The organism is Streptomyces sp. 1331.2, from assembly GCF_900199205.1.
In the GTDB taxonomy this organism is placed as follows: Bacteria; Actinomycetota; Actinomycetes; order Streptomycetales; family Streptomycetaceae; genus Kitasatospora.
Window position 1 is genome coordinate 1,860,001 of record NZ_OBMJ01000001.1, and the last position, 25,145, is coordinate 1,885,145.

General features: G+C 72.8%; 23 protein-coding genes. 7 read left to right on the forward strand and 16 right to left on the reverse strand.

The genetic code is table 11. The features are described from left to right. Positions 1–60: 60 nt before the first annotated feature. A complete protein-coding gene (gene tyrS, locus CRP52_RS07720) occupies positions 61–1,338 on the reverse strand; it encodes a tyrosine--tRNA ligase (RefSeq protein WP_097239917.1) in 1,278 nt (425 codons plus the stop codon). 325 nt (positions 1,339–1,663) lie between these two features. On the opposite strand from tyrS, the gene CRP52_RS07725 reads away from it, so the two are divergent. Beyond that, positions 1,664–2,194: an HNH endonuclease gene (locus CRP52_RS07725; protein ID WP_097235715.1), complete on the forward strand. Its 531-nt coding sequence runs from the start codon at positions 1,664–1,666 to the stop codon at positions 2,192–2,194. A 41-nt stretch (positions 2,195–2,235) separates the two neighbouring features. On the opposite strand, the gene CRP52_RS40390 is transcribed toward CRP52_RS07725, so the two are convergent. From CRP52_RS40390 to CRP52_RS07760, 7 genes are all read right to left on the reverse strand, one after another. Next, positions 2,236–4,299, reverse strand: coding sequence for an outer membrane protein assembly factor BamB family protein (locus tag CRP52_RS40390; protein ID WP_097235716.1), 2,064 nt, complete (start codon positions 4,297–4,299; stop codon positions 2,236–2,238). 116 nt (positions 4,300–4,415) lie between these two features. Continuing rightward, a complete protein-coding gene (locus CRP52_RS07735; protein WP_097235717.1) occupies positions 4,416–4,721 on the reverse strand; it encodes a 4a-hydroxytetrahydrobiopterin dehydratase in 306 nt (101 codons plus the stop codon). A gap of 65 nt (positions 4,722–4,786) precedes the next feature. Then, positions 4,787–4,966, reverse strand: a complete 180-nt coding sequence (locus CRP52_RS07740) for a DUF1272 domain-containing protein (RefSeq protein WP_097235718.1) — start codon at positions 4,964–4,966, stop codon at positions 4,787–4,789. Between the two features lie 63 nt (positions 4,967–5,029). After that, complete coding sequence (locus tag CRP52_RS07745; protein ID WP_097235719.1) at positions 5,030–5,788, reverse strand: sulfite exporter TauE/SafE family protein; 759 nt, start codon at positions 5,786–5,788, stop codon at positions 5,030–5,032. Positions 5,789–5,975: 187 nt separating this feature from the next. Next, positions 5,976–7,025, reverse strand: coding sequence for an SPFH domain-containing protein (locus CRP52_RS07750; protein ID WP_097235720.1), 1,050 nt, complete (start codon positions 7,023–7,025; stop codon positions 5,976–5,978). 10 nt (positions 7,026–7,035) lie between these two features. After that, positions 7,036–7,458, reverse strand: a complete 423-nt coding sequence (locus CRP52_RS07755; RefSeq protein WP_097235721.1) for an NfeD family protein — start codon at positions 7,456–7,458, stop codon at positions 7,036–7,038. 120 nt (positions 7,459–7,578) lie between these two features. After that, a complete protein-coding gene (locus CRP52_RS07760; protein ID WP_097235722.1) occupies positions 7,579–8,370 on the reverse strand; it encodes an ABC transporter ATP-binding protein in 792 nt (263 codons plus the stop codon). Positions 8,371–8,520: 150 nt separating this feature from the next. On the opposite strand from CRP52_RS07760, the gene CRP52_RS07765 reads away from it, so the two are divergent. Next, positions 8,521–9,324 (forward strand): hypothetical protein, encoded by an 804-nt coding sequence (locus CRP52_RS07765; protein WP_097235723.1) that lies wholly within the window; start codon positions 8,521–8,523, stop codon positions 9,322–9,324. A gap of 177 nt (positions 9,325–9,501) precedes the next feature. On the opposite strand, the gene CRP52_RS07770 is transcribed toward CRP52_RS07765, so the two are convergent. From CRP52_RS07770 to CRP52_RS07780, 3 genes are all read right to left on the reverse strand, one after another. Next, the gene (locus tag CRP52_RS07770) at positions 9,502–10,173 is read right to left on the reverse strand and encodes a response regulator (protein WP_097235724.1); all 672 of its coding nucleotides are present in this window, start codon (positions 10,171–10,173) and stop codon (positions 9,502–9,504) included. Next, complete coding sequence (locus CRP52_RS07775; protein ID WP_257033025.1) at positions 10,166–11,263, reverse strand: GAF domain-containing sensor histidine kinase; 1,098 nt, start codon at positions 11,261–11,263, stop codon at positions 10,166–10,168. The genes CRP52_RS07770 and CRP52_RS07775 overlap by 8 nt, the downstream gene beginning before the upstream one ends. Positions 11,264–11,613: 350 nt before the next feature. After that, positions 11,614–14,208, reverse strand: coding sequence for an FHA domain-containing protein (locus tag CRP52_RS07780; RefSeq protein ID WP_097235726.1), 2,595 nt, complete (start codon positions 14,206–14,208; stop codon positions 11,614–11,616). Positions 14,209–14,432: 224 nt separating this feature from the next. Between CRP52_RS07780 and serB the strand changes: the two genes are divergently transcribed. Beyond that, a complete protein-coding gene (gene serB / locus CRP52_RS07785) occupies positions 14,433–15,689 on the forward strand; it encodes a phosphoserine phosphatase SerB (protein ID WP_097235727.1) in 1,257 nt (418 codons plus the stop codon). Between the two features lie 89 nt (positions 15,690–15,778). Here serB and CRP52_RS07790 read toward each other — a convergent pair whose 3' ends face one another. The 3 genes from CRP52_RS07790 to CRP52_RS07800 all read right to left on the reverse strand — a co-directional run bounded on the left by CRP52_RS07790 (position 15,779) and on the right by CRP52_RS07800 (position 18,002). Continuing rightward, on the reverse strand, positions 15,779–16,306 hold the full coding sequence (locus tag CRP52_RS07790) for a SixA phosphatase family protein (RefSeq protein WP_097239918.1): 528 nt from the start codon (positions 16,304–16,306) through the stop codon (positions 15,779–15,781). Positions 16,307–16,450: 144 nt separating this feature from the next. Continuing rightward, positions 16,451–16,573 carry an SGM_5486 family transporter-associated protein gene (locus CRP52_RS39335; protein ID WP_097235728.1) on the reverse strand — a complete coding sequence of 41 codons (123 nt, stop codon included), beginning with the start codon at positions 16,571–16,573 and terminating at the stop codon, positions 16,451–16,453. Positions 16,574–16,697: 124 nt separating this feature from the next. Further along, entirely contained in the window at positions 16,698–18,002 is a 1,305-nt protein-coding gene (locus tag CRP52_RS07800; protein WP_373560469.1) for a CynX/NimT family MFS transporter, read from the reverse strand. Between the two features lie 115 nt (positions 18,003–18,117). Between CRP52_RS07800 and CRP52_RS07805 the strand changes: the two genes are divergently transcribed. Continuing rightward, a complete protein-coding gene (locus tag CRP52_RS07805; protein WP_097235730.1) occupies positions 18,118–18,873 on the forward strand; it encodes a FadR/GntR family transcriptional regulator in 756 nt (251 codons plus the stop codon). Positions 18,874–18,997: 124 nt separating this feature from the next. Here the strand turns inward: CRP52_RS07805 and fabI are convergent, their stop codons facing one another. Together fabI and fabG are read right to left on the reverse strand one after the other, a co-directional pair. Continuing rightward, the gene (gene fabI, locus CRP52_RS07810) at positions 18,998–19,765 is read right to left on the reverse strand and encodes an enoyl-ACP reductase FabI (protein ID WP_097235731.1); all 768 of its coding nucleotides are present in this window, start codon (positions 19,763–19,765) and stop codon (positions 18,998–19,000) included. 2 nt (positions 19,766–19,767) lie between these two features. Next, a complete protein-coding gene (gene fabG / locus CRP52_RS07815; RefSeq protein ID WP_097235732.1) occupies positions 19,768–20,487 on the reverse strand; it encodes a 3-oxoacyl-[acyl-carrier-protein] reductase in 720 nt (239 codons plus the stop codon). Positions 20,488–20,806: 319 nt separating this feature from the next. Here fabG and CRP52_RS07820 point away from each other — a divergent pair, with 319 nt between their 5' ends. The 3 genes from CRP52_RS07820 (at position 20,807) to CRP52_RS07830 (ending at position 25,116) form a co-directional block, all read left to right on the forward strand. Beyond that, entirely contained in the window at positions 20,807–21,952 is a 1,146-nt protein-coding gene (locus CRP52_RS07820) for an MBL fold metallo-hydrolase (RefSeq protein ID WP_097235733.1), read from the forward strand. Between the two features lie 204 nt (positions 21,953–22,156). Further along, positions 22,157–23,719, forward strand: a complete 1,563-nt coding sequence (locus CRP52_RS07825) for a TldD/PmbA family protein (protein WP_257032352.1) — start codon at positions 22,157–22,159, stop codon at positions 23,717–23,719. Next, complete coding sequence (locus tag CRP52_RS07830) at positions 23,719–25,116, forward strand: metallopeptidase TldD-related protein (RefSeq protein ID WP_097235735.1); 1,398 nt, start codon at positions 23,719–23,721, stop codon at positions 25,114–25,116. Before CRP52_RS07825 ends, CRP52_RS07830 begins: the two co-directional genes overlap by 1 nt. Positions 25,117–25,145: the final 29 nt, after the last annotated feature.

The following is a 25,145-nucleotide window of genomic DNA, read 5'->3' on the forward strand; positions in this document are numbered from 1 at the left end:
GATCCGGCTGGATCCCGCCCCCGACTGTCGAAGCCGCAGGTCAGCGGCGTCGAATTCCGGTCACGCCGACGTGGACGCCGGCGTCAGCTCCGCTGCCGCGAGGTTCCGCTTGCCGCGCCGCAGCACCAGCCAGCGGCCGTGCAGCAGGTCGGCCTCGGTCGGCACCGCCTCCTCGTCCGTCACCTTGACGTTGTTGAGGTAGGCACCGCCCTCCTTGATCGTCCGGCGGGCGGCCGAACGGCTCGGCGCCAGGCCGACGGCGACCAACAGGTCGACCACCGGCTGGAGTTCGGGGACCTCGGCCTTGGGGACCTCGGCCAGGGCGGCGGCCAGGGTCGGGGCCTCCAGGTCGGCGAGGTCGCCCTGGCCGAACAGTGCCTTGGACGCGGCGACCGCGCGCTCGTACTGCTCGGCGCCGTGGACGAGGGTGGTGAGCTCCTCGGCGAGGGCGCGCTGGGCGAGGCGGGCGGCGGGGCGCTCGGAGGTCTCGCGCTCCAGCTCCTCGATCTCCTCCTTCGAGCGGAAGCTGAAGATCCGCAGGAAATTGGAGACGTCCCGGTCGTCCGCGTTCAGCCAGAACTGGTAGAAGGCGTACGGGGTGGTCAGCTCGGGGTCGAGCCAGACCGTACCGGACTCGGTCTTGCCGAACTTGGTGCCGTCGGCCTTGACGATCAGCGGCGTGGCCAGCGCGTGGACGGACTTGCCCTCGGCCTTGCGGATCAGGTCCGTGCCGGCGGTCAGGTTGCCCCACTGGTCGCTGCCGCCGGTCTCAAGCGTGCAGCCGTAGCGGCGGTTCAGCTCCAGGAAGTCCATGCCCTGGAGGATCTGGTAGCTGAACTCGGTGTAGCTGATGCCCGCGTCGGAGTTGAGCCGTCGGGCGACGGCCTCCTTGGCGATCATGTTGTTGACCCGGAAGTACTTGCCCACGTCGCGCAGCAGGCTGATGGCCGACATCCCGGACGTCCAGTCCAGGTTGTTGACCATGCGCGCCGCGTACGGGCCGTCGAAGTCGAGGAACCGCGAGATCTGGCCGCGCAGGCGCTCGACCCAGCCGGCCACCGTCTCGGGGTCGTTGAGCACGCGCTCGGCGGTGGGCTTCGGGTCGCCGATCAGGCCGGTGGCACCGCCGACCAGGCCGAGCGGGAGGTTCCCCGCCTGCTGGATGCGGCGCATGGTGAGGATCTGCACCAGGTTGCCGAGGTGCAGGCTGGGGGCCGTCGGGTCGAAGCCGCAATAGAACGTGACCGGGCCGTCCGCGAACGCCTTGCGCAGTGCGTCCTCGTCGGTGGACAGGGCGATCAGTCCACGCCACTGCAGCTCGTCGACGATGTCCGTCACGGTCACGCTTCTCCTTCTGTCGGGCGTCCGCCCGGCGGCGGCCCGGTTCGGTAGGGCCCCGGGTCGGAACGACTCCAGCCTGTCAGAGCCTACGCGGTTCCGACCGGCGAGTTTTCCCCCAGGCTTCCGCGAGGCACCCCACCAGCCCGCCGATCCACGCCCGCCGGTCGACCCGCCCACTCCCCCGGGTGCCTCCGCGATACCGGAAATTCCGTTGTTCGTCGGCTGCGGGTCCATTCAGAGTGGTGTCACCGCCGCGCGGCGGCAGTGACGTGTGTGGAGACGGTCGTGCCGCCGTGGCACGCCCGTGGGAAGGGTGTGCCGAGTGCGCAACACGCTGGTTCTGAACGCGAGCTACGAGCCCCTGACGACGGTGTCGCTCCAGCGCGCCGTCGTCCTGGTGCTCCAGGACAAGGCGGTGGTGGAGCAGGCGCATCCGCTGCGCTCGATCCGGGGGACGGGCGTGGCCGTTCCGGTCCCGAGGGTCATCAGACTGCAACGGTACGTACGGGTACCGTTCCGACAACAGGCTCCGTGGTCGCGGCGGGGTGTCCTGGCCCGGGACCAGCACCTGTGCGCGTACTGCGGGCGGCGGGCCACCACGGTGGACCACCTGCAGCCCAAGTCGCGCGGTGGAGCGGACAGTTGGCTGAACACGGTGGCCGCGTGCGCGGACGACAACCAGCGCAAGGCGGACCGCACGCCGGAGCAGGCCGGGATGAGACTGCTGCGCCGCCCGTTCGTGCCGACCCCGCAGGCCAGCCTGATGCTGGCGCTCGGCCTGCGCAGCGCGGAGGTCCGGGAGCTCGCCGACTGGCTGCCGCCCGTACCGGGCGTGCCCGCCCCGGCCGCGTAGCCCGAGCACCAGCCGCGGAGCCGCGTACCGGGGAGGCGGCGTCAGCCCTTCGCCTGGTACCCGGCCGCGGTGCCGTAGTTGGTCGAGTGCTCGGGCACCACGACCACCTGCCCGCCGCCGATCAGCACCCGTCCGGAGACCAGCAGCGAGCCGGTGCCGGCCGGGAAGTTGCCGCCGGTCGCCTCCTGGCCTCCGACCAGCGGGAACCGGCTGAGGCGGGCGGGCTGGTCGCGGCGTTCGTCGGCGGCGAGCACCAGCGAGCCGCCGTCGATGCCGACCGCTCGCACGGTGCCCTTGACGGTGGTCGGCGTCTTCCAGCGCTGCTTGCCGGTGTCCAGGTCGTAGCCGACCGCGGCCACCGGCCCGCCGCCGTTCGCCGGCGTGAGGGTGGTGACCATCGTGCGGCCCTCGAAGAACACCTCGGGGGTCGCCGCGAACGCGCCGTGGGCGACATCCAGCCGGCCGCCGCCCGTGACCACCGGGATCTCGGCGGCCGGGTCGCCGGCGGCGCCCCAGGCGAACACCCGGTCGTTCTCCGGCTTGTCGCCGGTGGTGAGGACCACGGCGGGCTCCGCGGACAGCACTGTCACCGTCTTCGGCTGGTTGTTCAGGCCCCGCCACCAGCCGACCTTGCCGTCCGCGGTGTTCAGCGCGACGGCCTGGTCGGCGGGCGTCGAGTCGGCGCAGGAGGAGGCGACCAGCACGGTCTTGCCGCTGACTCCGCCGGAGAGGGTGCAGAACCTGCCCTGGCCGGTGTACTGCCAGACGTCCGCGCCGTCCGCGGACGCCCAGGCCACCGCCCGGTCGTCGCCGATCGCGATCACCTTGTCCTCGGTGACGCCGATCCGCGCCGAGTAGGCGCCCTTGGCCTCCGAGACGGACTTGGTCCAGGCGGTCTTGCCGTTCTTGGTGTCCACGGCTGCGACCAGCACGCAGGGGCTCTTCGGATCGGCCTGCGGCCGGAACAGCACCGCGCCCAGGCCGGCCTGGTTGATGCCCGCCGACAGCCCGCACGGAACGGCGCCGGCGGCCGGAGGCTCCACCGACCAGGTCGGCTTGCCGCCGGCACGGTCGTACGCGTGCACCCCCGAGCCGTCGGCCCGCACCACCGCGTCCGCGAGCAGCCAGCTGCCGACCAGGGTGTCGTCACCCGCGGGCTGCCCGGTCGCGGCCGGCTGCGCGGACCACGCCCGGGTGTGCGCCACCGCGAACCCCGGCTCTCCGCCACTGCTCGCCGCCGCGCTGCCGCCGCCCTCGGCACCGACCATCAGCCCGGCCGCCACCAGCACCCCCAGCGCGGCCACCCCGGCGCCGGCCCGCACCAGCAGCGCCTTCCGGCTGGGCACGTGCTCCCCGGTCAGCACCGCGTCGGCGGCCTTCCGGGCCTTGGCCGAGAACGAGGATCCGGACGCCGATCCGGACGCCGATCCGGGCCCGGATCCGCTGTCACCACCCCGCCGTCCGGCACTCCGGGACCGCGCGGCACCGGGCCCGGCCGCGGACTCCGCGGCGCGCTCCGAGGTCTCCTCCGGGTCGGATGGTGCGGGCTCCGGCTCGGCCTCCTCGATGTGCACGTAGCCGTCCGCCGAGTACTCCGCCCCCGCCGGAACGTACAGCCCCTCCCCGGCGGGCTCCTGCGGGGAGGGGTACGGCGCGTACGGTTGCTGCTGATCGGCGTACTGCGGGAACTGCTGCGGGTACCCGGCGTACTCCGAGTGCCCGTGCCCCGAGTGCCCCGGGTACGGCTGGTACTGCTCCTGGCCGCCGTACGGCCCGGGGCCGTGGACGTAGCCGCCCTCGACATACCCCGTCTGCCCGTAGGCGCCCTGGTCATGGCCGCCCTGATAGCCGCCGCGGTCGTAGCCTGCCTGGCCGTAGCCCGGCTGGTCGTAGCCCGGCTGGCCGTAGCCCGCCTGGTCGTACGACGGCTGCTGCCCGTAGCCGAGCGAGCCGTACCCCGCCTGCTGCTGCCAGTGCGCCTGCTCCTGCGGCTGCTGCGGATCCTGCAGCTGCTGCCCGTACGAGCCGCCGACCTGCCAGTCCGCCGGGCCCTGGGGGTGCCACTGCTGCTGGGAGCGGGCGTCTCCGAAGGGCTCCTGCGCCATCCGTTCCGTCCCTCCCGAGCCGCCTGCCTGCCGATGCGGCAGTCAGCATCTCACGCCCGTCCGGGGTGACGACCCGGGCCCTCGGCGTACGCTCCCGATCCTCGGCCGGGCCCGCCTCAGGCCGCGGACTCGGCCCGCAGGGCCTCGTCGATACGGGCGGCCAGGGTGAGGTCCAGCCCGGTGAGGCCGCCGGCGCTGTGGGTGGACAGGACGAAGCGCAGGGTGCGCCAGCGGATGTCGATGTCGGGGTGGTGGTCGAGCGCTTCGGCCTGCTCGGCGACGGCGACGACCACCCGGATCGCCGCCGGGAAGTCCGGGGCGTCGGCGCTTCGGGCGATGCTGTCGCCTTCCCGCGTCCACTGCGGCAGCGCCGCCAGGGCCGCCGTGATCTCGTCCTCGCTCAGCCGTGCCCTGCTGCTCATCGCTGCGCTCCTGGTGCGTCGTCGGTCCGGAGGACCGGAGGACCCGGGTGCCCGGGTGCCCGGGGTCAGGCGGCCTTCCGGCGCGGACGGACCACCAGTTCGCCGCCGCAGTTGGGGCAGTTGCCGGCCATGGCCTCGGTGCAGTCCGGGCAGAAGGTGCACTCGTAGGAACATATCGAGGCGGGGCCGTCGGCGGTCAGCGACACCTCGCAGCGCTCGCAGGTCTCGCGCATCTCCAGGGCCATGGCGTATTCCTCCGACTCTCGTACGGTCTGACGGTCGTTCGGTTCGGTCTGCAGCGGTTTCGCTCAGGCCAGCAGCAGCTTGGTGACGGCCGCGAGGCCGACCACCACGATCACCCCGCGCAGCGCGGCCGGCGGGAGGCGACGGCCGACCTTGGCGCCGACCAGGCCGCCGAGCAGCGAGCCCACCGCGATCAGCCCGGCGGCCGTCCAGTTGACGGTCGAGGTGAAGAGGAAGAACAGTGCCGCGACGGCGTTGACGATCATCGCCAGAGCGTTCTTCACCCCGTTGATCCGCTGCAGTTCCTCCTGCAGCAGCATGCCCATCAGCGCCATCAGCAGGACGCCCTGCGCCGCTCCGAAGTAGCCGCCGTAGATACCGGTGAGGAACACCCCGGCCAGCAGCACCGGGCTGCCGTCCGGATCGCCGCCGGGCCGGCGGCGGGCGGCGACGGCCTTGGCCACCCGGGGCTGGATCACCACCAGGACGAGCGCGAGCAGGATCAGCACCGGGACGATCGCGTCGAAGGCGCCGCTCGGCAGCTTGATCAGCAGCAGCGCGCCGACCAGCCCGCCGAGCAGCGAGGCGGTGCCCAGGCGCAGCACCCGGCGACCCTGGTCGGCCAGTTCGCGGCGGTAGCCGATCACGCCGCTGAGCGAACCGGGCACCAGGCCGAAGGAGTTGGAGACGTTGGCGGTGACCGGCGGGATGCCGACGGCGAGCAGGACCGGGAAGGTGATCAGGGTTCCGGAGCCGACGATCACATTGATCATCCCGGCGCCGACCCCGGCCACCAGGACGGCGATCGCCTCCCAGAGCGTCATCGGTCACCTCTCCTCTCGGTCCTGTCCGAGGCGATCATGCCGGACCACCGGGCCGCCGGACCAGGCCCGCCCGTCATTCGGGACGTACGCCACACAGTCGCGAAAGCCCGAGGGCCCGCCGCCGTACGGAACGCGTACGGCGGCGGGCCCTCGACGAGGCGGACCGAGCGAACCGGAGCTCAGCCCGTCACTCCGGGTCGATCTTGGGGTACTCCCGGGTCGGCTCCACCCGCGGACGGGCCGCGCCCTTGTCGGTGTCCACCGGCCGCGGCCCGGCGGCCGGGTCGATCGGCACCTGGGTGGCCGGGGCCCCCTTGGGAGCGCTGGGCGCCGCGACCGCGCCGCCGTTGGCCCCGCCGCCGTTGCCGGACAGCCCGGTGAAGGCGCCGCCGAGGCCCTTGAGCGCGTCGCCGACCTCACTGGGGATGATCCACAGCTTGTTGGAGTCACCCTTGGCCAGCTCGGGCAGGGTCTGCAGGTACTGGTAGGCGAGCAGCTTCTGGTCGGCGTCGCCGTCGTGGATGGCCTCGAAGACCGTCCGGATCGCGGCGGCCTCACCGTCGGCGCGCAGCACCGCGGCCTGCGCCTCACCCTCGGCCCTGAGCACGTCCGCCTGCTTCTCACCCTCGGCCTTGAGGATCTGCGCCTGGCGCTGGCCCTCCGCCGTGAGGATCGCGGCGCGCTTGTCGCGGTCGGCGCGCATCTGCTTCTCCATCGAGTCCTGGATGGAGGTCGGCGGCTCGATCGCCTTCAGCTCGACGCGGTTGACCCGGATGCCCCACTTGCCGGTGGCCTCGTCCAGGACGCCGCGCAGGCCGGCGTTGATGACCTCGCGCGAGGTCAGGGTGGACTCCAGGTCCATCGAGCCGATGATGTTGCGCAGCGTGGTGACGGTCAGCTGCTCGATCGCCTGGATGTAGCTGGCGACCTCGTAGGTGGCCGCCCGGGGGTCGGTGACCTGGTAGTAGATGACGGTGTCGATGTTGACCACCAGGTTGTCCTGGGTGATCACCGGCTGCGGCGGGAACGGCACGACCTGCTCGCGCAGGTCGATCCGGTTGCGGACGCGGTCGATGAACGGGACGACGATGTTCAGCCCTGCGTTGAGCGTCCGGGTGTAGCGGCCGAAGCGCTCCACGATCGCCGCGCTGGCCTGCGGGATGACCTGGATCGTCTTGATCAGCGCGATGAAGGCCACCACGACCAGGACGACCAGGACGATAAGGACGGGTTCCACGGACTCTCCCCTAGACGACCAGGGCGGTCGCGCCCTGGATTTCGACGACGTCGACCTGCTGCCCGGGCCGGTACACCTGGTCCGGATGGAGCGCGCGGGCCGACCAGATCTCGCCGTTCAGCTTGATCCGTCCGCCCTCCCCGTCGACGGTTTCCGCGACGACCGCGGTGGCGCCCTGCAGCGCCTCGATGCCCATCTTGATCTGCGGGCCCTTCTGCAGCTGCCGGTAGGCGATCGGGCGGACGAAGACCACCAGCGCGACCGAGACCACCAGGAAGGTCACGGCCTCCAGGACCACTCCCCCGCCCAACGCAGCCACTCCTGCGGCGGCCAGCGCCCCCACCGCGAACATGGCGAACTCCGGCATCGCGGTCAGCACCAGCGGTATGCCGAGCCCTGCGGCGGCCAGGAGCCACCAGATCCAGCTGTCCACGTGTCCATCCTAGGGAGCGAAGGCCTTCGAGGCGGACAGTTCCCGCAGGTCGAGGGGCGGAAACCGGTCGCACGTGCGACCGGTTCCGACGGCCTCGCGGAGGGACGGGCGGACGGGGCCTCAGCCGAGCGGCAGGCCCTGGGCCGACCAGCGGTCGCCGTGGCGCTCCAGGGTGAGCGGCAGGCCGAAGCACTTGGAAAGGTTGCGGGCGGTCAGCTCGGTGTCGATCGGGCCGGCCGTGAGCACCTTGCCCTGGCGGATCATCAGGACGTGGGTGAAGCCCGGCGCGATCTCCTCGACGTGGTGGGTGACCATCGCCATGGCCGGGGCGAACTCGTCCTGGGCGAGCGCCCCGAGCCGGCGGACCAGGTCCTCGCGGCCGCCGAGGTCCAGGCCGGCTGCGGGCTCGTCGAGCAGCAGCAGCTCGGGGTCGGTCATCAGGGCGCGGGCGATCAGGGTCCGCTTGCGCTCGCCCTCGGAGAGGGTGCCGAACTTGCGGTCGGTGAGGCCGGCCATGCCGAGGCGGTCGAGCAGCGCGAGGGCCCGGCCCTCGTCCGACTGCTCGTAGGTCTCCTGCCAGCTGACCGTCATGCCGTACGCGGCGGTGAGCACGGTCTGCAGCACGGTCTGCTCGGCCGGCAGCTTGTCGAACATGGCGGCGCCGGCCAGGCCGATCCGGGAGCGCAGCTCGAAGACGTCGATCTCGCCCAGCTTCTCGCCGAGCACGGTGACCTTGCCCGAGGTCGGGAACAGGTACGAGGAGGCGATCTGCAGCAGGGTGGTCTTGCCGGCGCCGTTCGGGCCCAGGATGACCCAGCGCTCACCCTCGGAGATGGACCACGAGACCTGGTCGACCAGCGCGCGCCCCTCCCGGACCACGGATACGTCCACCAGCTCCAGCACGTCGCTCATGCCCACGCCTTCCCCAAAAAACAAGATTCTCGGCCGTCGATGCGGGCGGCGAGCCTACTCCGGCAGCCGGTGGGCACGAGGTGGGTGCGCCGCACACGCATGGGCAAACCTACGCCACGCGGACGACCGCCGATTCCGTAGGCTGGCCGGATGCTCGTGACTCCTGCCGACAATCCGTACGAAGAACCCCGTTCGGGGCGGCTGACCGCCTGGGGCAACGCCCTGCTGGCGGGCCTGGTGCCGCCCGACAACGCCGCCGCGGCCGTTTTGGGCACCGACGAGAGCCACCGGGTGAGCGGGCTGCCCGGGGACGAGCCGGGCGAGCAGCACGGGCTGACCTGGGCGCTGGGCCGGCTGCGGGTGCTCGGGGTGAAGGGCCTGCGCCTGGCGCTGCCCTCGGCCGGGCATCCGCTGGGGCTGAGCGGCCCGGCGTCGTTCAACGAGCGCGCCATGGCCGCGGGCGAGGCGGTGCTCGCGGTGGGCGTGCCGCTCGGCCTGGTGCCGGAGGTCACGGTGTACGGCCCGGAGGGGGACCACTCGGCGACCGTGCTGTGGCGCTGTGCCGAGGTCAACGACGGCCCGCCGGCGGACGTGCCGTCGCTGCACGAGGCCGAGCGCGAGCTGGCGGACGGGCTGCGTGAGGCGACCGTCCTGCTCACCCGGCTCGACGTGGCCGGCGCCGGTCCGGAGGCCCTGCGTGCCCTGGAGGCGTACCGCCGGCGCGGGCACGCCGAGCTGCTGGCGCCGGGCTACCCGCCGCAGGCCGTGCGGGTCCTGGAGTCGGCCCGCCAGGTGTCCGCCCTGCTCTCGATCGCCTCCGGCGGCCACGGCGCGGCCGTCAGCGCCTCCGAGATGGCCGCGCGGCAGTCCGTCCTGGCGCCGCTGCGGCGCACCGCCCGGCGGGCCCAGGTGGCTGCCTACAACGCCCTGGTGGACGAGCGCGAGGCGCGCTGACGGCCCGCCGGAGCCGGTCCGGCACCTGGCCGGAAACCGCCCCCGGGCCCGACGGGCGGCCGCCCCCGGGCCCGGGGAGCCCGGACTCCCTGCGCGGCTCCGCCATGACGCCCCCTCTCCTGCGGTGTCGTCTGCTGTGACGTCAGGGCCACCCTTGCACACGGCACTGACAGTCCGTCAGGCCCGCGGCCCCGCCCCCTCCCGGGCCTCGCCGTTGCGCACGGCCCAGAGCGCGGCCTGGGTGCGGTCGGCGAGGTCCAGCTTCATCAGGATGTTGGAGACGTGCGTCTTGACCGTCTTCTCCGACAGGTGCAGGCTGCGCGCGATCTCCCGGTTGGAGCGCCCGTCGGCGATGTGGCCGAGCACCTCGCGCTCGCGCTCGGTGAGGGTGCCGCCGCGGCCCTGCGGCGCGCGCGGGCCGTCCTCGGAGAGCAGGGCCTCGGCCAGCTCCGGCTGGAGCAGCACGTGGCCGGCGTGCACCGAGCGGATCGCACCGGCCAGCGCCTCCGGGTCCACGTCCTTGTAGACGTACCCGGCGGCGCCGGCCCGCAGCGCGGGGACCATCGTGCGGTGCTCGGTGAAGCTGGTGACGATCAGGATGCGGGCCCGGCTGCCCTCCCCCTTGAGCGTGCGCAGTGCCTCGATCCCGTCGACACCGGGCATCTTGAGGTCCATCAGGACGACGTCGGGGTCCAGTTCGCGGGCCCGCTCGACGCCCTCCGCCCCGTCGGCGGCCTCCCCGACCACCTCGATGTCGTCCTGGACCTCCAGGAAGGTGCGCAGTCCGCGCCGGACCACCTGGTGGTCATCGACCAGCAGGACGCGGATCGACGGTGTGCTCTCAGGCACCGGGGACCTCCATCTCGACGAGCGTCCCCCGGCCGGGGGCCGACTCCAGGGTGAGCGTGCCGCCGACGGCGGCCGCACGGTCGCGCATCGAGGCCAGGCCGAGGTGGCGGCCGGCCCGGCGCACGGATTCGGGGTCGAAGCCGCGCCCGTCGTCGCGCACCTGCAGCACGGCGCCGCGCGCGGGCGTCCCGGCCAGGGTGACGGTGACCCGGCCGGCGCCGGAGTGGCGCAGCGCGTTGTGCAGCGCCTCCTGGGCGACCCGCAGCAGCGCGGCCTCCTGGGCGGGCGGCAGGGCGCGCACGCCGTCGGCGGCGAAGGCGACGTCGGCGGTGTGCGCCCGGTCGAGGACCTGCACCTGGGAGGCGAGGGTGGCGCTCAGCCCGTCCTCCTCCAGTGCGGCCGGGCGCAGTTCCACCACGACGGCGCGCAGTTCGTCGGCGGCCTCGGCGGCCAGCCGGGCGACCTCGGCGAGTTCGGCCCGGGCCCGGGCCGGGTCGCGGTCGACGAGCTTGGCGGCGGCCTTGGCGGTCAGCCGCAGCGAGAAGAGCTTCTGCGAGACGGCGTCGTGCAGGTCGTGGGCGATCCGGGCGCGCTCGCCGGCCAGGGTGAGCTCGCGGCTGCGCTCGTACAGCCGGGCGTTGGACAGGGCGAGGGCGGCGTGCGCGGCGAGGATCCGCAGCAGTTCCTCGTCGTGGTCGGTGAACAGGCCGCCGCCGCGCTTGTTGGCGAGGAAGATGACGCCCATCACCTGCGGTTCGTCCTCGGCCGCGTCGGTGTCCAGGATCGGCATGCCGAGGAAGGCGTCCATGTCGGGGTGGGCGGAGGGCCAGCCCTCGAAGGCGGGCGCCTTGCGGACGTCGGCGAGGCGGGTGGGCCCGGTCTCGTGCAGCATCGCGGCGAGCACGCCGTGCTGGCGGGGCAGCGGGCCGATCGCCCGCCACTGCTCGTCGGTGACGCCGTCGACCACGAACTGGGCGAAGCCGCCGTGGTCGTCGGGCACGCCCAGGGCCGCGTACTCGGCGCCGAGCAGGTCCCGGGCGGAGGCGGTGATGCGGCGCAGCACCTCCCGGACCTCCAGATGCCGGCTCATGGCGAGAAGTGCCTGGCTGACGGCCTCGATCCCGGACAGGCAGGGGTCGCAGGCGGGCAGCGGGCCGTGCTGGGCCCGGTGGTCTCCTATGGTGCTGGGCATACCGCCAAACTACCGCCGCGACCAGGACGGTCGCGTCCGCCTGCGGCCGCGCACGCAGCAGGTCCGGGGACCTAGGGCTGCGGGGCCCTCCCGCCCCGAGCCGAAGGGGCGCGCCGGTGCCGAAAGGGAGAAGCGAGGGAGCGCCGACCGTCGGTGCCGGGTCCGAGCGCCCCGGAGGCGAGCGGGCGAGCAACAGAGGGCGGCCTCCCCCGACGCGGGAAGGCCGCCCTCTTGCTCGGGTCCGGGCGTCAGCCCTTCTGCATGACCTCCGGCTCGTGCCGGCGCTGGAGCCGGGTCACGATGACGCCGATCACGACCGAGATCACGATCAGCACGCCCGCGTCGATCGACCACTGGGCGACGGAGTGCGTCCACAGCGGGTCGTACTTGGGGTTCTGGAAGTCCTTGTTCCAGGGGCCCATCAGCTTCGACAGGTCGAGCGTGGTGGAGACGATGCCGGTGCCCCAGCGGGCCGGCATCAGCCAGGCGACCTGCTCCAGGCCGGGCTTGCTGAAGATCTGGAAGAGGCAGCCGGTGAAGACGACCTGGACGATGGCGAACATGACCAGCAGGGGCATGGTCTTCTCGGCGGTCTTCACCAGCGCGGAGATCATCAGGCCGAACATCATCGCGGCGAAGCTCAGCAGGATCATGCCGATGGTCATCTCGATGATCGGCAGGTTCTTGACGATCAGGCCGTGCGCGGGGAGCTTGCGCGGCAGGAAGCCGACGGCGGAGATGATGGCGCCCTGGATCACGCTGAAGATGCCCAGCACGATGATCTTGGACATCATGTACGCCGAGCGGGACAGGCCGGTGGCCCGCTCCCGTTCGTAGATCGCCCGTTCCTTGATCAACTCTCGGACCGAGTTGGCCGCGCCGGAGAAGCAGGCCCCGATCGCCAGGATCAGCATGATCGTCGCGGCCCCGCTGTTGAGCCCGAGCTGCGACTTCGGGTTGGGCGCGAGCCCCGGCGCGTTGGGGATCAGCACGCTGACCGCGCCGATGACCGCGGGCAGCAGTACCGACAGCGCGAGGAAGCCGCGGTCCGAGGCGAGCACGGACATGTAGCGCCGCATCAGCGTCCACAGCTGCGAGCCCCAGCTCTGCGGCTTGGGCGGGCGGATGGCCTCCTGGGCCACCTGGACGTGCTGCACCTCGCCCGCCTCCACGGTGGGGGCGGAGTACTGCTGGTAGTGCACCGAGCCGCGGTAGCGGCCGGCCCAGTCGTGGTCCGGGTAGTTCTCGAAGGCCTGGAAGACGTCCGCCCAGGTCTCGTAGCCGAAGAAGTGCAGCGCCTCGTCCGGCGGGCCGAAGTAGGCCACCGAACCGCCCGGCGCCATCACCAACAGCCGGTCGCAGAGCGCCAGTTCGGCCACCGAGTGGGTGACGACCAGGATCGTGCGGCCGTCGTCGGCCAGGCCGCGCAGCATCTGCATGACCTCGCGGTCCATGCCCGGGTCGAGGCCCGAGGTGGGCTCGTCCAGGAAGATCAGCGAGGGCTTGGTGAGCAGCTCCAGGGCGACCGAGACGCGCTTCTGCTGGCCGCCGGAGAGCGCGGTGATCTTGTTGTCGGCGCGCTTGTCCAGGCGCAGCTCGTACAGCACCTCGTCGATGCGGGCCTCGCGCTCGCGCGCCTCGGTGTCGCCGGGGAAGCGCAGCTGGGCCGCGTACTTGAGGCCCTTCCGGACGGTGAGCTCGCGGTGCAGGATCTCCGACTGCGGTACCAGGCCGATGCGGGAGCGGAGTTCGGCGAACTGCTTGTAGAGGTTGCGCCCGTCGTACAGCACCTCGCCGCGGTCGGCGGGGCGGTAGCCGGTGAGGGCGCGCAGCAGGGTCGACTTGCCGGAGCCGGACGGGCCGATGACGGCGACCAGGGACTTCTCCGGGACGCCGAAGCTGACGTCGTTGAGCAGGATCTTCTTGCCGCCCTTGTGCTCGACCTCGACGGTCAGGTGGCGGGCGGAGAAGGAGACCGCGCCGGTGTCGACGAACTCCTGCAGCTGGTCGCCGACCAGCACGAAGCTGGAGTGGCCGACGGTCAGCCGGTCCTGCGGGCCCATCAGCTGACGCTGCACCCGCTGGCCGTTGAGGAAGATGCCGTTGTGGCTGCCGAGGTCGACGATCTCGTAGCGGCCGTCCGGGAGCTGGCGCAGCTCGGCGTGGTGGCGGGAGACCTGGAGGTCGGACACCACGATGTCGTTGTCGAGCGCGCGACCGATCCGGACGGTGTTCATGCCCGCGGTCAGGTTGCGGATCATGGTCGGCTGCGGGCCGGCGCCGTGCTGCTGCGGGGGCTGGAGGCCCTGCTGCTGCGGGAAGCCCTGCCCCGGCGGGAAGCCCTGCTGCTGCGGGAAGCCCTGCTGGGGCTGCGGTGCGTACTGCTGCTGCGGGAACGGCTGCTGGGCCTGCGGCTGACCCGCCCAGCCCTGCTGCTGCGGCTGCTGGTACGGGTCCTGCTGCGGCCAACCCGGCTGCTGCGGCTGCGGCACCGGACCGCGGCTGGTGGCGGCCTCGTGGATCGGGGTGGCCTGCGGGGCGGCGGCGTGCGCGGGCGCGGAGAAGCCGAGCCGGGGGCCGTTCTCCGGGTTGCCCAGGTTGACCACGGCGCCGGGGAACAGCTGCGCCTGCATGGTGCGGGCGCCGGCCACGTACGTGCCGTTGGTGCTGCCGTGGTCGTCCAGCTGCCAACCGCTGCCGTTGAAGCTGATGGTCCCGTGGTGCCAGGAGACCCTGGCGTCGTCGAACGGGAAGTCCGACTGCGGGTTGCGCCCGATGGTGTAGGACCGCCCGGGCTCCAGAGTCCGCTGCTGTCCGTTGATCTCGATGACGAGTTGCGGCACTGCTCGCCTGCCCCGCTCTCTCGGTTCCCCCGAATTGTGGCCCCCGGCCGGGAGGGCGATGTTCCTGTGACTGACGGGGGGAATCATTCCAGCCCGCCGACCGTCGGTGAAAGTCACCCCGGGTGACTGTGACCAGGCTGCTACCGGAGCCCCGGCCCGTGGCGTCCCGCGAGGTGGGACAGGTGCTCTCGGCCCGCCGGGCGACGGGTAGCGTGGGAGGCACCATGAACGCATCGCCCCTGGCCGCTGAGCCCCTCCCCGCCGCCCAGCACCGGACCGCGGACGAGCGCACCCTGCTCGTCAAGGTGTTCGGCAAGGACCGCCCCGGCATCACCGCCGGCCTCTTCGCGACACTGGCAGGCTTCGGCGTCGACGTCATCGACATCGAGCAGGTCTTGACCCGTGGCCGCATCACGCTGTGTGCCCTGGTCACCCCGCCCACCGCCCCCGGCGCCGAGGGTGGGCTGCGGGCCACCGTCCACCGCTGGGCCGAGGAGCAGAAGCTCCAGGCCGAGATCCTCTCCGGCATCGGCGACAACCGGCCGCGCCGCGAGGGCCGTTCGCACGTCACGGTGCTCGGCAACCCGCTGACCGCCGCCGCCGTCTCCGCCCTGACCTCCCGGATCACCGCGGCGGGCGGCAACATCGACCGTGTCTTCCGCCTCGCCAAGTACCCGGTGACGGCCGTCGAACTGTTCGTCTCCGGCGTGGCCACCGAGGAACTGCGGGCCGAGCTGGCCCAGGAGGCGGCCACCCAGCGGGTGGACGTCGCCGTGGTGGCGGCCGGGCTGGAGCGCCGGGCCAAGCGCCTGGTGGTCATGGACGTCGACTCCACCCTCATCCAGGACGAGGTGATCGAGCTGTTCGCCGCCCACGCGGGCTGCGAGGAGCAGGTCGCCGAGGTGACGGCGGCGGCGATGCGGGGCGAGCTGGACTTCGCCGAGTCGCTGCACGCCCGGGTGGCGCTGCTGGCCGGGCTGGACGCCTCGGTGACGGAGAAGGTCCGCGCGGAGGTCCGCTTCACGCCGGGCGCCCGCACCCTGATCCGTACGCTGCAGCGCCTGGGCTTCCAGGTCGCGGTGGTGTCCGGCGGGTTCACCCAGGTCACCGACCACCTGGTGGCGGAGCTGGGGCTGGACTTCGCGGCCGCCAACACCCTGGAGGTGGTGGACGGCAAGTTCACCGGCCGGGTGCTCGGCGAGATCGTGGACCGGGCCGGCAAGGCCCGCTGGCTGGCCCGCTTCGCCGAGCAGGCGAAGGTGCCGCTGGAGCAGACGGTGGCGATCGGCGACGGCGCCAACGACCTGGACATGCTGAACGCGGCCGGGCTCGGGGTGGCCTTCAACGCCAAGCCGGTGGTGCGCGAGGCCGCCGACACCGCGGTGAACGTGCCGTTCCTGGACACCGTGCTCTACCTGCTGGGCATCACCCGTGAGGAGGTCGAGGCGGCCGACGCGCTGCACGGCACCCCCACCGAGTGACGGACCCTCCCCGGCCCCTGAGGAGGGCCCACGGAGGCAGCTGAGGGGCGTGCGGATCGATCCGCACGCCCCTCAGGTGGTTCAGGCCGTCAGTCCTGCGGCGTGTAGTACGAGACCAGCTCGGCGACACCCGGCTCGACGCCCTTCCACGACCCGTCGAAGCTGAGCACCGCGATCGCCGCCGTCGGGAAGCCGCCGAGGCGCAGCCGCTCCAGCGCGTCCCGGTCGCCCGCGTCCCCGGCCAGCACCTGGGTCAGCCCCAGCACCCCGGGGTTGTGGCCGACCAGCACCAGGTCCGAGTACTCCTCCGGGGTCTCCTGGAGGACGGTGATGATCTCGCCGGGGCTGGCCTCGTAGATCCGGTCCTCGTAGACGGTCTTGCGGGCCCGCTTGGGCAGCTCGTGCGCCGCCAGCTTCCACGTCTCGCGGGTGCGCAGGGCGGTGGAGCAGAGCACGTAGTCGGGGTTGATGCCGGAGTCGACCAGCCAGCGGCCGGCGTCCGGGGCCTGGTGGCGGCCCCGGTCGGCCAGCGGCCGCTCATGGTCGTCCACGCCGTTCGGCCAGTCGGCCTTGGCATGGCGGAGAACGATGATCCTGCGGGGCGTGTCGGCGCTCATACCCAGCAAGCTTGGCAGAAAAGCGGCCCGGGGGCGCGATGCTCCCGGATGCCGCCACTCGCAGGGGTGGCGGGTGCCGTCACACCCCGTTCACCGGGGTGTCGGACGGCGGACAGCCGGCGGCGGACGGCAGCCGGTAGGCCGTCAGCCCAGCGAGGTGGCGACGGAGGCGATGACCGCCACCAGCACCACGATGGCGGCGAAGGCCAGGGCGATACGGCCGAGCTGCTTGCGGCCGTCGGTCGGGTTCGGGTCGAGAACGGGCATGTCGGGAATTCTCCCATCCCCGACACGCCCGCCCCGCGGTGGCCCCGCCTTCTTGGTCGGGCCTTGACCGGCGTCAGGCCTCGACCGGCCTCAGCCCTTGACCGGCGTCAGGCCTCGACCGGCCTCAGCCCTTGACCGCCGCCGGGCGGACCGCCTCGTCCTCGATGTGCCGGGCCAGCGCGGCCCGCAGGCCGAACAACATCTGCGGGACCAGCAGCAGCGCGAGGAAGCCCAGCGGCCAGTACCACTCGCCGGTGACCTGGTAGATCCGGCCGATCAGGATCGGACCGGGGATGGAGATCAGGTAGCCGACGCCCTGGGCGAAGGCCGACAGCTGGGCCACCCCGCCCGCCGTCCGGGCGCGCAGCCCGATCATCGTCAGCACCAGCGGGAAGGCGCAGTTGGACAGGCCCACCAGGGCCGCCCAGACCCACGGCGCACCGGCCGGGGCCAGCGCCAGCCCGACGTACCCGGCGATCCCGCAGGAGGCCAGCACCACCACGAACAGCCGCTGGTCGCCGCGGCGGGCGGCCAGGTTGGGCAGCACGAAGGAGACCGGCACGCCGATCACCATGGTCACCGCGAGCAGCAACCCGGAGGTGCCCTTGTCGATGCCGGCGTCCTGGAAGATCTTCGGCAGCCAGCCCATCACCACGTACGCGCCGGTCGCCTGCAGGCCGAAGAAGCAGGCCAGCGCCCAGGCCGTACGGCTGCGGGCAATCGGCAGCTTCGCCGGGGTCGCGGCCCCGCCCGCCCGCTCGCCGCGCTCGCGCCTGGCGATCAGCACCGGCAGCCAGAGCGCCAGAGCGAGCGCGCCGAGCGCGGCCCAGATGCCCAGGCCGTAGCGCCAGTCGCCGCCGAGGGAGCTGGTCAGCGGCACGGTGACGGCGGCGGCCAGCGCGGTGCCGGCGGACAGCGCCATCGAGTAGAGGCCGATCATCGGCCCGACCTTCTCCGGGAAGTACCGCTTGATCACCACCGGGATCAGCACGTTGGAGACGGCCACGCCGGCCAGCGCGAGCGCGGTCAGCAGCAGGAAGACCGCGGTGCCGCCGGCGAAGGAGCGGGCCAGCACGCCGGCGGTGATCGCGCCCATGCCGGCGGTGATCACCGCGATCGGGCCGATCCGCCGGGCCATGGTGGGCGCGGCGAAGCCGAACAGGCCGAAGCAGAGCGAGGGTACGGCGGTGAGCAGCCCGGCGAGGGTGGGGTTCATCCCGAGGTCGGCGCGGACCTGGTCGAGCAGCGGTCCGAGGCTGGTGACCACGGGACGCAGGTTGAAGGCGGCGGCGGCGATCGCGACGGCGAACAGCCAGACCGAGTACCTGGCGGAGGGGGTGGAAGGGGCGGGTCCGGCGGGCCGCTCGGTCTGCGGCCGGGCGTCGTTCCGCCGGGGAACGGTGGTGTCTGCTGCGGGCATACGGGCCATCATAGAATGATGGGATGAATTGATGCACCTCGGAATTGGCATGATGTGCCGACCGTTCATCCACCGGCCACCTCCCACCCAGGCCCCACCCGAGCCGTAGCCGCAAGGAGTCCCCGTGGCGCTGTCCTCGCCGAGGCGCACCCCGCTGTCCGACCAGGTGATCGCGCAGCTGCGTGCCCAGATCACGTCCGGGGAGTGGCCGGTAGGCTCCCGCATCCCCACCGAGGCCGCCCTGGTCGAGCAGCTGGGCGTCGCCCGAAACACCGTCCGCGAGGCCGTCCGCGCCCTCGCGCACAACGGCCTGCTCGACATCCGGCAGGGCTCCGGCACGTACGTCCTGGCCACCAGCGAGCTCGCCGGAGTGATGCACCGCCGCTTCGCCGACGCCGACCAGGCGCAGGTCGCCGAGCTGCGGGCGGCGCTGGAGACCTCCGCGGCGGGCCTTGCCGCCCAGCGCCGCACCGAACGCGACCTAGAGCTGCTGGACGGCGCCCTGGCCCGCCGGGAGGCCGCCTGGCGCTCCGGCGAGGCCGAGGACTTCATCCAGGCCGACGCCGCCTTCCACCAGGCCGTGGTGGCCGCCGCCCACAACGACGTGCTGCTCGCCGTCTACGCCGACCTCGGCGAGGTCACCCGCGCACACCTGCGGCACGACGTCGGCCCGGAGCTGATCGCCGAGCGCTACATCGGCCACGACACCATCCTGGACGCCATCCGGGCCGGCGACGCCCAGCGCGCCTCGATCGAGGCCGGCCGCGCCATCGGCGCCTGCGGGACGGCCGAGGCGGCGGCCCAGGTGGCCCTGGCCGCCCAGGCGGCAGCCGACGCGGCGACCCAGGCAGCCCAGGCGCTCCGGACGCCCCAGGCGTAGACCCAGGCGCCCCGGGCGTAGACCCAGGCGCCCCGACCCCGTCCCCCGCCCCGAACACGACGTACGCCGCTGCCCGGCACCCCACGAGGGGTACCGGGCAGCGGCGTACGGGCGGAGCGGAGCGTCAGGCGCCGATGGCGTGCAGACCGCCGTCGACGTGGATGATCTCGCCGGTGGTCTTCGGGAACCAGTCCGACAGCAGCGCGACGATGCCGCGGCCGGCCGGCTCCGGGTCGCTCAGGTCCCACTTCAGCGGGGAGCGGTGGTTCCAGGTGTCGGCCAGGTCGCCGAAGCCCGGGATGGACTTGGCGGCCATCGAGCCGATCGGGCCGGCCGAGATCAGGTTGCAGCGGATGTCCCGCTCGCCCAGGTAGCGCGCCAGGTAGCGGTTGGTCGACTCCAGGGCGGCCTTGGCCGGGCCCATCCAGTCGTACTGCGGCCAGGCGTACTGCGCGTCGAAGGTCAGGCCGACGACCGAGCCGCCGTCCTGCATCAGCGGCAGCAGCGCCATGGTCAGCGACTTCAGCGAGAACGCCGAGACGTTCATCGCGGTGGCCACCGACTCCCACGGGGTGTTCAGGAAGTTGCCGCCCAGGGCGTCCTGCGGGGCGAAGCCGATCGAGTGGACGATGCCGTCCAGGGTCGGCAGGTGCTCGCGGACCTGGTCGGCGATGCCCGCCAGGTCCTCCTCGCTGGAGACGTCCAGCGACAGGACCTTGACCGGCTTCGGCAGCTTCTTGGCGATCCGCTCGGTCAGGCTCGGGCGCGGGAAGGCGGTGAGGATGATCTCCGCGCCCTGCTCCTGCGCGAGCTTCGCGGTGTGGAAGGCGATGGAGGACTCCATCAGCACACCGGTGATCAGGATCCGCTTGCCTTCGAGGATTCCACTCATGTTCAGTGACCCATGCCCAATCCGCCGTCGACGGGAATGACGGCTCCGGTGATGTACGCGGCCTCGTCCGACCCGAGGAACCGCACGGTGGAGGCGACCTCGGCGGGCGCCGCGTACCGGCCGAGCGGCACGTCCGCAACGATCTGCGCGCGGCGCTCATCGGTGAGCACGGCGGTCATGTCGGTGTCGACGAAGCCGGGCGCGACCACGTTGACGGTGATGTTGCGCGGGCCGAGTTCGCGCGCCAGCGACCGGGCGAAGCCCACCAGGCCGGCCTTGGAGGCGGCGTAGTTGGACTGGCCCGGCGAGCCGGACAGGCCCACCACGGAGGAGATCAGCACGACGCGGCCCTTCCGGGCGCGCATCATCAGCTTCGACGCGCGCTTGACCACCCGGAAGGTGCCGGTCAGGTTGGTGTCCACGACGGAGGTGAAGTCCTCCTCCGACATGCGCAGCAGCAGGGTGTCGTTGGTGATGCCCGCATTGGCGACCAGCACCTCGACCGCGCCGTGCTTCTGCTCGATCTCGGTGAAGGCGGCGTCGACCTGCGCGGCGTCCGTGATGTCACAGCGGACGGCGAGGACGTCGTACTTCGCCAGGGCCTCGGGCACCTCGCCCGAGCGGCTGGTGATGGCCACCTTGTCGCCCGCCTCGGCGAAGGCCTGGGCGATCGCGAGGCCGATGCCCCGGTTTCCTCCGGTGACGAGAACCGAGCGGCTCAACGATCCACCTCTCTCCGTGTGTGAGCGCGTACGTCGGAATGCGTACGCAGTGTGACGCTATCGGGCGGTCGGCGGTGGCGGCGCATCGGTCTCCCACAGCGCCGCACCTAAGGAACTGTCGCAATCCGACAATCCGCGCCCGCCGCCCCGCCGGGGCCCGGGACAGCGCCGCAGGCCCGGGCAGTGACTCGATCGGGGCGACTGTACGGGAACAACACGGGCGGGTGCGCCCGTTGCCCCCCGTGGGTAGGGACCGGCCCGGGACCTGCCGTACCGTTCACCCGACCCGTCCCGGCGAACGACGAAGGCAGAGCAGCGGATGACCAAGGCACGGCCCGGGGGCACCCCCCGACGCGGACGACTGCTGGCCCTCGCCTCCCTGGCGGCCGGCCTGGGCACGGCCGGCTGGGCACTGCGCGACCTGCCGGCGGCGTTCGGGCGGCGGCCGGACGGCGAGCGCGAGGAGCGGGTGCGCAACTCCCCGCAGTACCGCGACGGCGTCTTCCACAACGCGCCCTCCACGCTCGCCCGCAGCGCCGGGGCGCCCGGCTTCGACGGCGCCACCGCGCGCCGGATGCTCTTCGAGCGTGAGGGCCGCGTCCCGGCCCACCCGGTGCCGACCGTCCGCCCGGCCACCCCGCCGGGGCCGCCCGCCGAGGGCGTGGAGATCACCTGGTACGGCCACGCCTCCGCGCTGGTGGAGATCGAGGGCTTCCGGGTGCTGCTCGACCCGATCTGGAGCGAGCGCTGCTCCCCGTCCGCGCACATCGGCCCCAAGCGGCTGCACCCGGTGCCGGTCGAGCTGGAGGAGCTGCCGCCGGTCGACGCCGTACTGATCTCGCACGACCACTACGACCACCTGGACATGGCGACGGTCAAGCGCCTGGTGCGCAGCCAGTCCGCGCCCTTCGCGGTGCCGCTCGGCATCGGCGCCCACCTGCGCCGCTGGGGCGTCCCGGAGCACCGGATCATCGAGCTGGACTGGGACGAGACCTGCAACCTGGGCGAGCTGGTGCTCACCCTGACCTCCGCGCACCACTTCTCCGGCCGCGGCCTGACCCGCAACACCACCCTGTGGGGCTCCTGGGTGATCGCCGGCCCGAACCGCAGGGTCTTCTACACCGGCGACTCCGGCTACTTCGAGGGCTACGCCCGGATCGGCGAGCAGCACGGCCCGTTCGACGCCGCGCTGGTCCAGATCGGCGCCTACGACGAGGCCTGGGCGGACATCCACATGACCCCGGAGGACGCCGTCCTCGCGCACCGGGACCTCACCGCCGGCCTGCTGGTGCCCGTCCACTGGTGCACCTTCAACCTCGGCCTGCACCGCTGGGCCGAGCCGATCGAGCGGCTGGTGACGGAGGCGAAGGAGCACGCCGTCCCGCTGGCCGTGCCGCGCCCCGGCGAGCGGGTGGACGTCGACAACCCGCCGGAGCTCGACAGCTGGTGGGAGTCCGTCGGCTGACGCCCCCTCCCGAAGGCCGGCCGGCGCGCCGCCCGGCCGTGAGCCAGTGCCCCGGCGCGCCCGCGCCGACCTGGCGCCGGGCCTGGCCGAAACCGCAGCGCACCGGTCGAAATGCGCTGGCCGGAAAGCCGGTGGACGGGAAATGATGCGGTGTGGCTGCCCCTGTGGCACCACACCGTCACCCTCCGCGACCTGGGAGCCCGATTGCCTCCGATCCTTCCGGCCGACCGCGCCGGCGCCGCGCCCGGGCGCGCCGTCGACCCGCTGTTCCTCGCCCTGCCGCTGCACACCCTCGCCGACGCCGCCCTCGCCCGGGCCCGCGAACTCGGCGCGAGCCACGCCGACTTCCGCCTGGAGCGGATCCGCAGCGCCTCCTGGCGGCTGCGCGACGCCCGCCCGGCCGGCACCTCCGACAGCGTGCAACTCGGCTTCGCCGTGCGGGTGCTGCTGGACGGCGCCTGGGGCTTCGCCGCCGGTGTCGACCTCGACCCCGGCACGGCGGCCCGGGTCGCCGAGCAGGCCGTCGCGGTGGCCCGGCTCTCCGGCGGGATCAGCCGGGCGGCCGGCTCCGCCGAGCGGGTCGAGCTGGCCGAGGAGCCGGTCCACCGGGACGTCACCTGGGTCTCCTCGTACGAGGTCAACCCGTTCGAGGTGCCGGACGCCGAGAAGACGGCGCTGCTCGCCGAGCGCAGCGCCCGACTGCTGGCCGCCGAGGGCGTCTCGCACGTCCAGGCGGCGCTGCAGACGGTCCAGGAGAACAAGTTCTACGCGGACACCGCAGGCACGGTGACGACCCAGCAGCGGATCCGGCTGGAGTCCAAGCTGGAGGCCACCTCGGTCGACGAGCGCACCGGTGCCTTCGACTCGATGCGCACCCTGGCCCCGCCGGTCGGCCGTGGCTACGAGTACCTGACCGGTACCGAGTGGGACTGGGACGCGGAGCTCGCCGAACTGCCCGCCCTGCTGGCCGAGAAGATGAAGGCGCCGAGCGTCCGGGCCGGCCGCTACGACCTGGTGATCGACCCGTCCAACCTCTGGCTGACCATCCACGAGTCGATCGGCCACGCCACCGAGCTGGACCGCGCGCTCGGCTACGAGGCCGCCTACGCCGGCACCTCCTTCGCCACCTTCGACCGGCTCGGCTCCCTCAGGTACGGCTCGGAGCTGATGCACGTCACCGGCGACCGCACCGCCGAGCACGGCCTGTCCACCATCGGATACGACGACGAGGGCGTCGCCACCCAGTCCTGGGACCTGATCCGCGACGGCGTCCTGGTCGGCTACCAACTCGACCGCGGCATGGCCAAGTTGAAGGGCTTCGAGCGCTCCAACGGCTGCGCCTTCGCGGACTCCCCCGCGCACGTCCCGGTGCAGCGGATGGCCAACGTCTCGCTGCAGCCCGCCGCCGACGGCCCGGACACCCAGGGCCTGTTCGCCGGAGTGGAGAACGGCCTGTACATCGTCGGCGACCGCTCCTGGTCGATCGACATGCAGCGCTACAACTTCCAGTTCACCGGCCAGCGGGCCTACGCCATCAAGAACGGCGAACTCGCGGGCCAGGTCAAGGACTTCGCCTACCAGGCCACCACCACCGACTTCTGGGGCTCGATGGCCGCGGTCGGCGGCCCGCAGACGTACGTGCTCGGCGGCGCCTTCAACTGCGGCAAGGCGCAGCCCGGCCAGATCGCGGCGGTCAGCCACGGCTGTCCGTCGGCGCTGTTCCGCAACGTCAACGTGCTCAACACCCAGCAGGAGGCGGGTCACTGATGGCCGCGATGCAGCCCCACGAACTCGTCGAGCTGGCGCTCGGCCTCTCCCGCGCCGACGGCTGCGTGGTGATCGCCGACGAGGAGTCCACCGCCAACCTGCGCTGGGCGGCCAACGCCCTGACCACCAACGGCGTCACCCGCGGCCGCCGGCTGACCGTGATCGCCACCGTGGCCGGCGCCGATGGCACCGCCTCCGGCGTGGTCTCCCGCGAGGCCGTCACGCCGGAGGAGGTGGAGTCCCTGGTGCGCGCCGCCGAGGAGGCCGCCCGCGCGGCCGGCCCGGCCGAGGACGCCCAGCCCCTGGTCGCCGACCGGCCGCCGTCCCCGGACTTCACCCGGCCGCCCGCGCAGACCTCGATCGAGGTGTTCGAGGCCTTCGGTCCGGCCCTCGGCGAGGCCTTCGCCCGCGCCGCCGCGCAGGGCGAGCTGCTGTACGGCTTCGCCCGGCACGAGCTCGTCACCAGCTACCTGGGCAGCTCCACCGGCCTGCGGCTGCGCCACGACCAGCCGACCGGCATGGTCGAGATCAACGCCAAGACCGCCGACCTGTCCGGTTCTGCCTGGGTCGGCGCCGCCACCCGGGACTTCACCGACATCGACCTCCCGGCCCTGCACACCGAGCTGACCAAGCGCCTCGGCTGGGGCGCCCGCAAGGTGGACCTGCCGGCCGGCCGCTACGAGACGCTGCTGCCGCCCTCGGCCGTCGCCGACCTGCTGATCTGCCTCAACTGGGCCTCCGGCGGCCGGGACGCCCACGAGGGCCGGACGGTCTTCTCCAAGCCCGGCGGCGGCACCCGGGTCGGCGACAAGCTCAGCGGCCTGCCGCTGACGCTGCGCTCCGACCCGTACGAGCCCGACCTGCAGGCCGCGCCGTTCGTCCTGGCGCACTCCAGCGGCGGGGACGTCTCGGTCTTCGACAACGGCCAGCCGGTCGCCGCCACCGAGTGGATCCGCGAGGGCGTGCTGCACGAGCTGATCACCAGCCGCCACGCGGCCGGCCTCACCGGCCTCCCGGTGCGCCCGGCCATCGACAACCTGGTGCTGGAGACGGCCGAGCAGGAGTCGGCGCCGACGCTGGACGAGATGATCGCCCGCACCGAACGCGGCCTGCTGCTCACCTGCCTCTGGTACATCCGCGAGGTGGACCCGGCGACGCTGCTGCTCACCGGCCTCACCCGGGACGGCGTCTACCTGGTGGAGAACGGCGAGGTCGTCGGCGCGGTCAACAACTTCCGGTTCAACGAGTCCCCGGTCGACCTGCTCGGCCGGATCACCGAGGTGGGCCGCACCGAACGCTGCCTGCCCCGCGAGTGGAACGACTACTTCACCCGCACCGCGATGCCACCCGTGCGTGTCGCGGACTTCAACATGAGTTCGGTCAGCCAGGCCTCTTAGCCGCTGACCCACGGGGGGATACGAGAGAC